The sequence below is a fragment of the Undibacterium sp. JH2W genome, from assembly GCF_049340425.1.
Taxonomy (GTDB): Bacteria; Pseudomonadota; Gammaproteobacteria; order Burkholderiales; family Burkholderiaceae_D; genus Undibacterium.
This window is the reverse complement of the sequence record NZ_JBMPOT010000001.1, coordinates 77,676-89,987: the sequence shown is the minus strand read 5'-3', so window position 1 is coordinate 89,987 and position 12,312 is coordinate 77,676. Positions and strand designations below refer to the sequence as shown.

13 protein-coding genes are annotated in these 12,312 nt (G+C 51.3%); 12 read left to right on the top strand and 1 reads right to left on the bottom strand.

Translation table 11 applies throughout. From position 1 onward, the window contains the following. Positions 1–60: 60 nt before the first annotated feature. The 11 genes from ACO0LC_RS00375 to ACO0LC_RS00325 all read left to right on the top strand — a co-directional run bounded on the left by ACO0LC_RS00375 (position 61) and on the right by ACO0LC_RS00325 (position 9,665). A complete protein-coding gene (locus tag ACO0LC_RS00375; RefSeq protein WP_422999488.1) occupies positions 61–693 on the top strand; it encodes a LysE family translocator in 633 nt (210 codons plus the stop codon). A gap of 11 nt (positions 694–704) precedes the next feature. Continuing rightward, the gene (locus tag ACO0LC_RS00370) at positions 705–1,046 is read left to right on the top strand and encodes a YkvA family protein (protein ID WP_422999487.1); all 342 of its coding nucleotides are present in this window, start codon (positions 705–707) and stop codon (positions 1,044–1,046) included. A gap of 125 nt (positions 1,047–1,171) precedes the next feature. Further along, positions 1,172–1,510, top strand: a complete 339-nt coding sequence (locus ACO0LC_RS00365) for an antibiotic biosynthesis monooxygenase family protein (RefSeq protein WP_422999485.1) — start codon at positions 1,172–1,174, stop codon at positions 1,508–1,510. Between the two features lie 7 nt (positions 1,511–1,517). Continuing rightward, positions 1,518–1,982, top strand: a complete 465-nt coding sequence (locus ACO0LC_RS00360; protein WP_422999483.1) for a GNAT family N-acetyltransferase — start codon at positions 1,518–1,520, stop codon at positions 1,980–1,982. After that, positions 1,979–2,641: an HAD-IA family hydrolase gene (locus ACO0LC_RS00355; protein WP_422999481.1), complete on the top strand. Its 663-nt coding sequence runs from the start codon at positions 1,979–1,981 to the stop codon at positions 2,639–2,641. Before ACO0LC_RS00360 ends, ACO0LC_RS00355 begins: the two co-directional genes overlap by 4 nt. A 12-nt stretch (positions 2,642–2,653) precedes the next feature. After that, positions 2,654–3,229 carry a hypothetical protein gene (locus ACO0LC_RS00350; protein WP_422999479.1) on the top strand — a complete coding sequence of 192 codons (576 nt, stop codon included), beginning with the start codon at positions 2,654–2,656 and terminating at the stop codon, positions 3,227–3,229. An 80-nt stretch (positions 3,230–3,309) separates the two neighbouring features. Continuing rightward, positions 3,310–4,380: a hypothetical protein gene (locus tag ACO0LC_RS00345; RefSeq protein ID WP_422999477.1), complete on the top strand. Its 1,071-nt coding sequence runs from the start codon at positions 3,310–3,312 to the stop codon at positions 4,378–4,380. Then, the gene (locus ACO0LC_RS00340) at positions 4,377–6,224 is read left to right on the top strand and encodes an AAA family ATPase (RefSeq protein ID WP_422999475.1); all 1,848 of its coding nucleotides are present in this window, start codon (positions 4,377–4,379) and stop codon (positions 6,222–6,224) included. Before ACO0LC_RS00345 ends, ACO0LC_RS00340 begins: the two co-directional genes overlap by 4 nt. Beyond that, positions 6,221–6,877 carry a 4Fe-4S single cluster domain-containing protein gene (locus ACO0LC_RS00335; protein WP_422999473.1) on the top strand — a complete coding sequence of 219 codons (657 nt, stop codon included), beginning with the start codon at positions 6,221–6,223 and terminating at the stop codon, positions 6,875–6,877. Before ACO0LC_RS00340 ends, ACO0LC_RS00335 begins: the two co-directional genes overlap by 4 nt. Next, positions 6,878–9,244, top strand: a complete 2,367-nt coding sequence (locus ACO0LC_RS00330) for a protein kinase domain-containing protein (protein WP_422999471.1) — start codon at positions 6,878–6,880, stop codon at positions 9,242–9,244. 13 nt (positions 9,245–9,257) lie between these two features. Continuing rightward, positions 9,258–9,665: a hypothetical protein gene (locus ACO0LC_RS00325; protein ID WP_422999469.1), complete on the top strand. Its 408-nt coding sequence runs from the start codon at positions 9,258–9,260 to the stop codon at positions 9,663–9,665. Between the two features lie 3 nt (positions 9,666–9,668). On the opposite strand, the gene ACO0LC_RS00320 is transcribed toward ACO0LC_RS00325, so the two are convergent. Next, positions 9,669–10,427 (bottom strand): helix-turn-helix transcriptional regulator, encoded by a 759-nt coding sequence (locus ACO0LC_RS00320; protein WP_422999467.1) that lies wholly within the window; start codon positions 10,425–10,427, stop codon positions 9,669–9,671. Positions 10,428–10,571: 144 nt separating this feature from the next. Here ACO0LC_RS00320 and ACO0LC_RS00315 point away from each other — a divergent pair, with 144 nt between their 5' ends. Next, on the top strand, positions 10,572–12,158 hold the full coding sequence (locus ACO0LC_RS00315) for a S41 family peptidase (protein WP_422999465.1): 1,587 nt from the start codon (positions 10,572–10,574) through the stop codon (positions 12,156–12,158). The last annotated feature ends 154 nt before the right edge of the window (positions 12,159–12,312 follow it).

Sequence of the window (12,312 nt, the reverse complement as noted above, 5' to 3'; positions counted from 1 at the left end):
ACTCCTGAAATCGACTAAGATATCCCTGACAGGATATTTAACTCACTTCAAGGAAGCCCCATGTCTATAGAAACCTGGTTGCTGTATGTTGTCGCCGTACTGGTATTGACCATCACCCCCGGTCCTGCCGTGCTGATGTGTATCACCAATAGCATCAATTTTGGTGCCCGCATGACCCTGTTCCCTGCGCTGGGGAATATCACCTCCCTGATCGCCATCATGACTTGCTCGGCGATAGGCATAGGTGCCATTCTGGCCACATCGGCGCTGGTGTTTACCGTTATCAAATACCTGGGTGTGGCCTACCTTTTGTATCTGGGTATCAGCAGCCTGCGTGCCAAAAGCAGCGATTTTGTCATACCTACAGAAACCGAGCTGCGCGGCACCCGCCTGCGCCTGTATGTCAAAGGCATGCTGGTCGGTATCAGCAATCCCAAGGCCCTGTTGTTTTTTACCGCCTTCTTCCCGCAGTTCATCAATCCTGCTGCCGCCAAACTGCCGCAGTTTTTGGTTTTGTGCAGCACCTTTGTGTTTTTTGAATTCAGTGTCCTGATGTTGTATGCCATGTTTGCAGAACGCATGGGGCCTTGGTTGCGTTCCAAGGGCAAGGCAAAAATGTTCAATCAGTTTTCTGGCGGGGTATTCGTGGCAGCGGCGGGCTTGCTGGCAACCGTGAAAAAGGCAAATGATTAAGGAGCAGGATCATGTTACATGCAGAGGCTTATAGTGAAAGTGGTTTTTGGGACAAGCTCAAAAAATACGCGCAGGCAGCAGGCAGCGAAGTCATAGAAAAAGTGCTGTGCCTGTATTATGCGGCGCAAAGGCCGGAGACCCCGGCCTGGGCCAAGACGGTTATCTTTGGGGCATTGGGCTATTTCATTTTCCCGCTGGATGCGGTGCCGGATGTCTTGCCCGTGATTGGTTATACAGATGACCTGGGCGTCATAGCGGGTGCGCTGGTGACGGTCAGTATGTATATTACGGATGAGGTCAGGCAGAGTGCACGGGACAGGATGAAGGCCTGGTTTGGGCAGAATTCAGCTTGAAATGCATTCACTTTTTATTGCCAGTTTTATCGCTCAAAAAAACGCACAAAAATACGACAAAAAAAGATCAGGCAAGTGCAAATTTATGTATGATTTGCTGCTCATTTAATCAGCCGGGCTTACGCATGTACACCTCTACTTTCACTTTCAAGAAAAAGCAATACGACGATGCTTTTTATGCGCTCGATGATCAGATCATCAGCCTGGCCAAGTCCATCCCTGGCTATCTGGGTGAAGAGACCTGGGAGAATGCAACAACAGGGCAGGTTTCTAATGTGTATTACTGGGATAGCCTGGAATCCCTGCAATCGCTCATCAATAATCCCATACACCAGCAAGCCAAGGCGGCACAGGCAAAGTGGCTGGATGGCTATCAAGTCATCGTGGCCGAAGTCTTGCGCACTTATGGTGATGGCAATTTGCCGCATCCTTGTGTGAAAGTAGTGCCGCATGCAGCAAATTAAAACCGCGATGAACATACAACTGAGGGAAGTAGATATCGATAATTTTGATGAAGTCATCAATCTGCCCTTGCTGCCTCATCAGGAAAATTATCTGGCCAGTAATGCTTATTCCCTGGCGCAGTCCAAATATGATATTTACTACAGACCGCGTGCCATTTATGTGGATGAACAGTTGTCGGGTTTTTTGATGTACAAGACCATGGATGATGAACATCGTCCCAGGGAATATGCCATACATCGCTTCATGATCGATCATCGTCAACAGGGACATGGCATAGGGCGGCAAGCCTTGCAATTGGCGATCGAGGAAATACGTCAGGACCTGCAGGCAGAACGTATCACTATTTGCTATCACCCGGAAAACCCGGTAGCCAAAGATTTTTATGCCAGTTTTGGCTTTGTAGAAACAGGCGTAGACGAAGAGGGCGAGATGAATGCAGAGATAGTCTTGAACTCCGCACAGAAAAAATGAATTCCCTGCTGCGCAAATCCAGTTGCCTGATCTTTGATTGCGATGGCACGCTGGTCGACAGCGAGGGCTTGTGTAATCTGGGTTTGCAAAAAGAATTACAGTGCTATGGCGTGCAAGAAGATCTTGCTGATCTGACGCAGCGCTTTCGTGGCCGCAAACTGGCGGATATCTGCAGTGCCTTGTCGGAGCGGCATGGCCTGCAACTGGGTCAGGATTTTATGCAGAGTTACCGACGTACCGTAGACCTATTATTCGATGAGTCTTTACAGGCTTTCCCTGGTGTCCTTGAAGTTTTACAGCAATTGGACTTGCCCATGTGCGTCGCATCTGCCGGGCCGCCGCATAAAATTAGAAAAGCGCTTGGCCTTACTGGGCTGAGTCAGTTCTTTGGGGAGCGCATCTATAGTTCCTACGATATTTCTTCCTGGAAGCCAGAGCCGGACCTGTTTTTGCACGCGGCCAGGCAAATGGGATTTGTGCCCACAGATTGTGTCGTCATTGAAGATAGTGAGGTCGGCATACAGGCAGCCTTGGCTGCCGGCATGCAAGCTTGCTGGTTTGGTGGCGCTAACCAGAGAGATACTTATCCACAGGTACCACGATTTTCCACTATGAATGAGTTACCATTCTTATTGTCGGGTTTGCCAGCCCACTTCTGAAAACACAGCCATATGAAAACCAGCCTGAGTCTAGCCCTGATTGTTGCCTTATTGAGCAGTGCACCCCTGGCTGTAGCAACAAGCCAGGATGAACAGGCATTGATGACAGGCGTGCAGGGTTTTTATGGCTGGGCCTTAAAAAACGGTAAGCAGGTTGCTGCCCTGCAGCCGCAAATCAAAGATATTCCTGGCAGCAAGAAATTCCAGCTTGATACCAAAAACCTCAAGGCTTTCAGTGGCAAGTTCATGGCTTCCGGTTATTTTGCGCCCGATTTCCCAGCGGCACTGCAGCGTTATTACGGCAAGTACCAGCAACAGTTCCAGGCGTATACCGATGCTGAGTTTGCCCAGATGGCCAGGGATGGCCGTGGGCCCTTGATGGAGACGGAAGATATGGATATCTTCTTTTGCGCCCAGGAATATGAGTACAAGCCTGCTTTCATCAAGAAAATCAAGGCCAAGGCTATCAAGCTCGATGGTGATAAAGCCAGTGTTACCGTGGTTTCACCTTATCAATGGGAAGCGGAATTCAAGTTCGTCAAAGTCGGTCAGCGCTGGTTGATTGCCGGGTATTGCGTGTTCCAGTAAGGCGGCAAGCAGTAGCACTTGGCTAGTGTTTTCTTGCGCATGCTATATTATGTATTCCTGCAACTTCCTGAACAGGGCTTATGAGCGGTCCTACCACCGTCTTGACAAGAGCCGACGCAATGAGGGTTTTGCTGTCGGCAGCAGGCATACGTGCCGCCATGGCAGTGGCTCAGGCGCATCAAAATGCCGATCTCTTGCGCACACAACAGAATGAGCAACAAAACATTCTGCAAGAGCGCTTGCATGCGGCCACCGCCTTGGGTCAACATGCTTTGCAGCAGCAATTGCAAACGACACAACAAGATTATGCCGACTTAATGGCATTGGCTGAAAAAATAGGCTGTAATGATCAAATACTGTCCATTCGTCCTCCAGCTCCACAAGGGACGGATGAGCAAGAAATCATCGCTTATCTGCATAACTTGCAAGCACTGGTATATGAGTTAAGACCTGTCCTCTTGCAAGAGTCGGCCAACCGGGCTCATGCCCTGGTTGATCAGGCAGATCTTGATGTTGGGGCGGCCAGCAGTGCAACCTTGCCGCAAGACCGCCTGGCGCGCTTGCTGAAACGTATCACCCACCTGCCACAATTACCAGAACATATTACGCAATTGGCAAGAGAGCTGGAATTATCCCTGCCTGGTGAGCGAGCGGATCTGCTTGCCAGTGATTTGCGCCTGCAGATCCAGAATCTGCTGGAAACCGAGAAAAAACGTCAGGTAGATGAGGCCCAGGCCCTGATACTCAAGCAGACTTTGAAAGACCTGGGTTACCAGGTCGAAGAAATATCCCACACCTTGTTTGTAGCCGGCGGCATAGTCCACTTTCGCCGCAACAGCTGGGACAAATACATGGTGCGCATGCGCATCGATGCCAAGACCGGGCAAGCCAATTTCAATGTCATACGCGCCGTCCAGCAGGGTGAAAATGAACGTAGCGTACTTGACCATCTGGCAGAAGACCGCTGGTGCAGCGAGTTTCCGGCATTGATGGCGGCTCTTGAGGCGCATGGCATACATATGCAAGTGACGCGACTATTACAGGCTGGAGAATTACCGGTGCAACTGGTCGTGGAAGACAAGCTGCCGCGATTTGCAGAAGAAGAACAAGTCGACAGCCACAAACAACAACGTAGCAATAAATTGCCATGAATGTACCTGACATACGCTGGCTGCAAGACTTGCAGCGCTTGCTGCCTATACGATCTCAATATGTGGTTTCTGGCAGCATACGTGACAGTTTTTTATTGCCTCTTGATATCGCATCCGCGAGTGCCACCCTGGTACCCTTTAACAGAGCATTGTGGGAATTTTTAAAACGCCAGGACTACAGTCTTTTGTTGGTCTACGATACCGTGGATGGCTTGCGTGTCTATCCCGACGAAGCTGCACAACGTGATTTGGCAGCTCGTCTGTTTGACGTGAAGCTGGCAGACGGTGGCCAGCAAATGAGCCTCGAAAGCCTGAACAAACTCATGAAAAAACTCAGTGCTGAACGCGAAGTGCGTTGCGCCCTGGTGTTGGATTTCGCCTCAAGGATTACCCGCAAAGCCGAACAATTGAGCGAGGCTGAACATCGCTTTTTTGTCGCTGCAGAAAAAATTTCTCTCAATGCTACTGCCATAGTGCCACGTCAGAACGGTGGGTTGCCGCAATACAATCCCATACTCTGGCTGGTGAACCGTGCGCAAGATTTGCCATCCTGGTTTACGCTCGATAGCGAGCGAATTGCAACTCTGCATATCAACAAGCCAGATTTTGAAATGCGCCAGGCTGCCGCACAACAACTGGCACCCTTGTTTGCCGGGTTTGCCGATGCGCAAGCCAATGTTCGTACTCAATTCGTCAAAACTTTTACTGAAGGAACAGATGGCATGTCCCTGTCTGCCCTGGCAGATATCACTGAACTGGCAGACCGGCAAAAGCTGGCTATCGGCGATATAGAAGATGCGGTACGCTGCTACAAGGTTGGGGTGCTGGATAACCCCTGGCGTAAGGAATATCTGCGTAAAAAAATACGCGATGCTGAAAATTTTATCGAAGACCGCGTCAAGGGCCAACGCCCTGCAGTCATCAAGACCCTGGATATTTTGAAACGATCAGTCATGAGCTTGACGGGCGCGCAGACACGCTCGCTTGGTAGCAGGCCACGCGGGGTTTTGTTTTTTGCTGGTCCTACTGGCGTCGGTAAAACCGAGCTGGCCAAGACCCTGACGCAACTGGTGTTTGGTGATGAAGCTGCTTACTCACGTTTTGACATGAGTGAATTTTCAGAAGAACATACCAGTGCCAGGTTGCTGGGTGCGCAGCTTGGTTTTATTGACTCTGAAGCAGGTGGCGAACTCACCAACGCCGTCAGGCAAAAACCTTTTTCTGTCGTGCTCTTCGATGAAATCGAAAAAGCCCATCCGCGCATACTCGATAAATTTTTACAGATACTAGAAGATGGTCGCCTCACCGATGGCCGTGGTGACACCGCTTATTTCTCGGAAACCATTTTGATCTTCACCTCTAACCTGGGTATTTATGTTGAGGATAAGCAGGGTAATCGCAGCCAGAATGTGAAACCTGGTGACAGTTATGAAACCGTGGAATTCAAGGTGCGTGAAGCCATAGGAAATTACTTCAAATTCAAATTGTCACGGCCAGAATTATTGAACCGCATCGGTGACAATATCGTGGTTTTTGATTTTATTTCTGCTGAAGTCGCCGCAAAAATTTTTGATGGCATGCTGCGCAATGTGGCGCGTCGTTTGCAGGAAGAACTCAGCCTGCAACTGGCCATGCCAGCGACGGTACGTGATGAATTGCTGGCACGTTGCATACGCGATCTTAGCAATGGGGGCCGTGGTGTTGGCAACCAGCTGGAATCAAATTTCATCAATCCTCTGTCGCGCGCCCTGTTTGAGCAAGAACTGGAAGGCAAGCAGCGCGTCACGGTGACAGCGATTACCGAAGCCGATAAAGTCATCAGCCTGAGCCTGCAATTAGCATGAATATTGCCATCAATAAAGCGCATTTCCCCGTCACCGTACTAGGGCCAGGGCGGCGCATAGGTATATGGGTACAGGGGTGCAGCATAGGCTGCAAGGGCTGTGTCTCGCAAGATACCTGGGCCAGGGATGGCAGCAAGGAAATGACAGTCGCGGGTTTGCTGAGCTGGTGCCGCGAAGTCAGTGCCGGGCAATTTGATGGCATCACCATCTCAGGCGGCGAACCATTCGAGCAGCCCAGGGCCCTGCATGCCTTGCTGGATGGTCTGCATCATTGGCGCAGTAGTGCAGGGATGGATTTTGACATACTCTGCTATAGCGGTTATCCACTGGCGACCCTGCAAAAAAAGCATGCAGGCTTGCTGCAAAAACTCGATGCCCTGATCCCCGAACCGTTTATCGCCAATAAGCCGCTGACCCAGGCCTGGCGTGGCTCAGCCAATCAGCCTCTGGTACTCTTGTCAGAGCGTGCCAGGGCACGCATGCAGACTTATGTTGATGCCCCCATAGATGAACAGGACAAGCGCATACAGACCATGATAGATGGCCAGCGTGTCTGGTATGTAGGCATACCAGCGCGTGGCGACATGCAGGCGCTGGAACAATTATGTGCCAGCCGTGGCCTGAGCTTTGATAGCGTCAGTTGGAGACCCTGAGTGAGTCAGATCTACATACGTCGCTGCCCCGCCTGTGAAACCGAAAACGCGCCTGAAGTCATGCGCTGCGTTTGCGGCACTTTGCTGTCAGGCGTGGATTTGATGGAAAAGCGCGAGCAGACTGAACCTGCAATCGAAATACAGCAAGCCGTAGCCAGCGCAGCAGAATTAATTTGCAGTTATGAAGATTGCGAACAAAGCAATCCGCCAGGTAGCGAGCTTTGCCTGTATTGCAATCGCCCGCTGATCAAGGAGGGCGCAGCAGCTACGCCAGATAGTAGCGAAATCCATAGCCTGCTATCACTGCCGCAAGCCCTGCGTGAGCGTTATAAAATACTGCATCACCTGCCCACCCTGGGGGCAGAGGCAGAGCTGTTACTGGTACAGGAAAACGCATCTGCGATACAGCGCGTCGCCAAGATATATCGCCATGGCATACATGGCAAATCAGAAGTCAGGGAGAGATTGAAAGCAGTACCGGCTGAGCATTGCGTGGTTGTGCTGGAAGCCGGTGTCTCTGATGGTCATGCCTATGAGCTCATGGAGTATTGCGCCCTGGGATCATTAAGGCAGTTCGCGCAAAACAAAAAAATCGATGCGGCCATGCTGGAAAGCATAGTGCGTGAGCTGGCGACTGCCATCGCCAGTGTGCATAAAGCCGGACTTATCCACCGTGATCTCAAGCCAGAAAATATACTGTTGCGCACGCTGCAACCGTTGGATTTGATACTGACGGACTTTGGTATTTCCTCCGTACTGGATGCGACGCAAAGATTGACTGGCACGGCGCGCACCTTGCCCTATGCTTCGCCAGAAAGCCTGTCCGGCGTCATCGATGCCAAGGCAGATTATTGGGCGCTGGGCATGATCGTACTGGAGCTGGCTCTGGGCCAGCATCCCTTCGCTGGTTTGTCAGAAGCGGTGATCCTGCATCATCTGACCACGCGCGAGCTGGAACTCAATGCAGTAGCGGACACTTATCTGCGCAAGCTGCTGCGCGGCCTGCTCTTGCGCGACCCCAAGAAACGCTGGGGCGACGAGCAGATCATGCGCTGGCTGGCGCGGGATGCCAGTTTGCCAGACGCGGTGGAAACCATGGCCATGGGCGGTTTTCGCGAACCTTATCACCTGGGGCAATATCTTTGCCATACCCGCGAACAACTGGCGGTGGCGCTGACCCGCAATTGGGACGATGGCGTCAGGGATATCTCGAATGCGCAATTACTGGCCTGGTTCCGCGATGTGCAAAAAGACCAGAATGCGGTGCGGGTTTTGCTCGACATGCGCCAGGATAAAAAACTCTCGGTCGATGTGCAGCTCTTGCGCATCATCCTGCATCTGGCTCCTGGCATACCGCCAGTCTGGCGTGGTGAAACCATAGAGCTACCGGCTATACTCAGCTATGCCAATCGTTCACTGAAAGGTGAAGAAGCTGCCAGTAACTGGTTGAACCAGTTGTATAACTATGGCGTGCTGGAAACCTATGCCGATGCCGGTAACAAGGAAGTCGCCAGCATCGTGCAAAAGTGGCAGCATTGCTGCAAACAGATACAGCAAGCCTGGCAAGAGGCTTTTGGCTTGATGAAAGACTATGCCAGCAAGCAATTGCCTGGCGAATATACCAATGTCGACAAGCTCATGTATGGCCTGGAGACGGATGACAGCGCACCCTTGCACAAATTGCATGCGCGCGTTCTGGCACTGGCCTACGATGAGCGCTGGCCAGAGCGCCTGCGCAAACGTCTGGTCATTGCCTATGCGGGCCTGAAAGCCTACTGTCCCTGGTTATCTGTGCTGGGTGAGATAGAGCAAATGCCAGTGGCATCCTTGCTGGTGCTGGAAGCCATGTTGCCCGAGGCGCAAAAGGCCGTAGAACGCCAGCAAAAAGCCGAGGCCTGGCAACGCACATCCGATCAGGATGCGGCAGTGGCCATGAAGCAAGAGGTTATGCGCAGCATCAAGGCCATACGCGTGGCCGCTACGGACAGTCTCTTGCCTGCCAGTGCGGCTGACAATCTCTATGCTGCGCTGGATGAATACTATGCATTGCTGGAAAAGCTGCGTGCCTCCGCCAGCACTGAACTGGCATGGCAAGACGCCAGGAAGGCTGCTTTAAGAGTAGAGCACCTAGCCGCAAAAATATCCCGTTTGCTTGATAAACTGGCTGCCAGACGCATGGAAAACCAGGGCTGGATAGGCGAGGAAATGCAGATTTTCGTGGTCATCGCCCTGGTGGGAGTACCCTTGTTTCTTCGTTTGATTAATTTCTACTGGATACCGGCCTTGATTATTGCAGTCGCCATCTGGCGCTTCTTGCCTAATTTCCTGACTATGCGCAAAATCCGTGAGCTGGCTGAACAGTTATAAATCCAGGAGTGATATGTCTGCCATTTTTAAGAAATTGAACCTGAAGGACCAGAACGAAATCCTGATCTTAAATGCAGCAGCTTCTTTTGAACCAGAGATTGCTGCTTTGACGGGTGTCAAGGTGCTGAGGAAATTGTCTGCTGTTAAACAAATAAGCTACGCTTTAGTGTTTGTCAGCAAGCAGCAAGAGCTTGATGAAGTCTCATTGGCCCTGAGCAAGCTGGTGCATGGCGATGCCTTGTTATGGTTTGTCTATCCCAAAGCTTCGTCCAAAAAGTATCAATGCGAATTCAACCGTGATACTGGCTGGGATGTGATCAAGGCAGCTGGCTTTGATACGGTGAGGATGGTGGCGATAGATGAGGATTGGTCGGCATTACGCTTTCGCCATGTATCTTACATCAAGCCTGCTACACGCTGAACCTCAGAATTGCAGGCGGTATTGGGATGGCGTCATGGCATAGGCTGCCTTGAAGCTGCGGCACAGATTGGCATGGCTGGCAAAACCGCAAGCCAGTGCAATTTCTGATAAGGGTAACTTGCCCTCTTTGAGCAGGCGTGCTGCCAGTTCTACCCTGATCTGTCGTTGATACTCGCCTATGGTCATGCCGTAATACCGCTTGAATTCCCTGGCCAGATGTACGGGGTGGTGATGGACTTCACTGGCGATATGCTCCAGCGAGATGCTTTGCTCGCATTTGTCATGTATGTAATCACGCGCGCTTTTTAACCATGCTGGTTCACGGGTTTGCCCTGTGCATTCTTTTTCTCGTGCAAACAGTGCTATCAGTTCCAATGCCAGGCCCTCTCTTGCCAGTGCAGTGTAAGCATCTTCATTGCGCAATTCTGACAGCAGCCGTGAACCCAGTTGCAGGAATTTTTCTGAACGCAAACATGGTGCCTGATCCAGTTTGATACCGCGCTCAGTCAAATAATCCTGGGCGATCTGGCTGGCAGTGAAAATCAATTTGCGTGCGCCTTTTGCTCCTATCAATTGGGCATGGGGCGTGGCACTGGGGCATACCAGCAAATCACCTCTGACATGTTCAGAAACACGTGAACGTATGTTTTCCTGATAGCTGCCTGCGATGACCAGGCAAAACGAGGTTTCAGTATGCACATGCTCTTCCAAACTGGCCAGTGCCGGATAATTTGAAAGGTGGAGCTGTAGTCCGGTTTGCATGTCTGGCTTTTACCTGGCTAGAAAATAGTATGAGGGAGTAAGGATGCTAATCCAGGAAAAAACGCTAATTATGGGAAAGACGAGCAGGTATTTTACCTTTAAAGTAGGGCTACCTGTTTTTGGGTTTTGAATAGGATATAAGCTATGTCTATCAGTGTTTCACCGCAAGGCAGCTGGCCTAAAGCCAGGCACTTGTTTTTTTCTCTGGCATTTATTTGTGCCAATTTTCCTGCATTTTCTGTCGCACATGCAGCAACTTCAACATTAACGACAAGCCCGGGCGCAGCACCGCTTGCCGTAGCTTTTGACTTGAAGGGATGGCAGGCAGATTATGTTTTTTTAAAACAGCAACTGCAAAAACAGTATGCAAATCTGGCCTGGTTTGCCACGCCCCAGGGCAAGGTCAATTTGCCACAACTCGATTTGTATACACAAAAAGCCCTGGCACTGGCAGGAAGTGACGAGCAGGCCAGAGCAGTCTTGCGCAATTTCATCGATGCCTTCCACGATGGGCATTTGCGTTTGGCCGCACGCCAGGACGGCACGGCAAAACCTGGCACTGACAATGAGCCAGCTACTGTTGCCATCGACAATATGAGCATGGAAAACGCTTGCGCTGCCATTGGTGTTGGCTCTACTGGTCGAGTGCAATTTTCTTTGCCTGTTGAGAGCTTGCCGGGATTTTCACTTTTTTCTGATGGCGTAGCACAGGCTTTTCGAGCGGGCATCATGACAACGGAAAAAGGCGGGAAGCTAGGTATCCTGCGCATACCCCGTTTTCGCGAAATTGAAAATCCAGGCTTGTGTAGCTATGCCTGGAACACCCTGGTTGCAGCCAAGCAGCCTGTCAATGTGCGCAAACTTAAAAGCGCCATGGCGGATGCCTGGTTTGATGTGCTCGCCAGTCATCTTGCACGCATGAAAACCGCTGGCGTACAAGCGCTCATCGTCGACGTAGGTGGTAATGGTGGGGGTAATGATTTTGGCGACTGGACCGCGCGCTTATTGACGGCCGCGCCCGTGCGTTCAGCTCCTTTACTAATGGCAGCAGGGCCGATAGCACATGCTTATCTGGAGGAAGAATTACGAGGCATGCGCAAGGTCCATGATGATGCTGCCTATGCCAAGACGACCCAAAGAGCTGGCATGCAGGCTGCGATGGCGACGTTTGAGAAAGCGCAGGCAGACATGTCCACACGCTCCTGCGATTTATCCTGGGTATGGCAAGAACAAAGGCCATGGCAGGCTGAAGGCTGTTCTAACCTGGGCAGGGTAGGTTTTGCCAGTGGCCCTTATGCTTACTTGCCAGTGACGCCCGAGACAGAAACCGACTATGTCGGCCATATGTACTGGCCCGCCAATGTTGACAAATATCGTGGCAGCTGGACTGGTCTGGTGTATGTATTGACTGATCGCGGAGTAGGTTCGGCTGCAGAAGCTTTTGTTGCCATCATGAAAGATAATGGCGTGGCCAAAACGATAGGCACTATTACCGGTGGTTCCGGCTGCGGCAATATGCAGGCCATACGTCCTATCACCTTGCCACATTCAAAACTCAGTTTTCAGGCACCGGATTGTGTGCGCTTGCGTAAGGATGGCAGTGATGAAGTCATGGCCAATATCCCCGATATCCCCCTGGAGCCCACGCCGGGTGAGAGTGACCGCGCCCGTGCGGCGCGCCTCATTAACAGTATAGAACAGGACCTGGCCTCTGCGCGTCCCCTGCCATAAACAGCATCTTGTAATTTCCCTGGGTCTACGCGATCCAGGGGAGATGACTATTCCCTACAGTCAGGCTTTTTAGCCTGAAAACTCCCAAATTCCCACAAAAAGCTGATGTATTAGCCCGTTTTGGACGAATCCCGGCAAACTGCCTATACTGAAA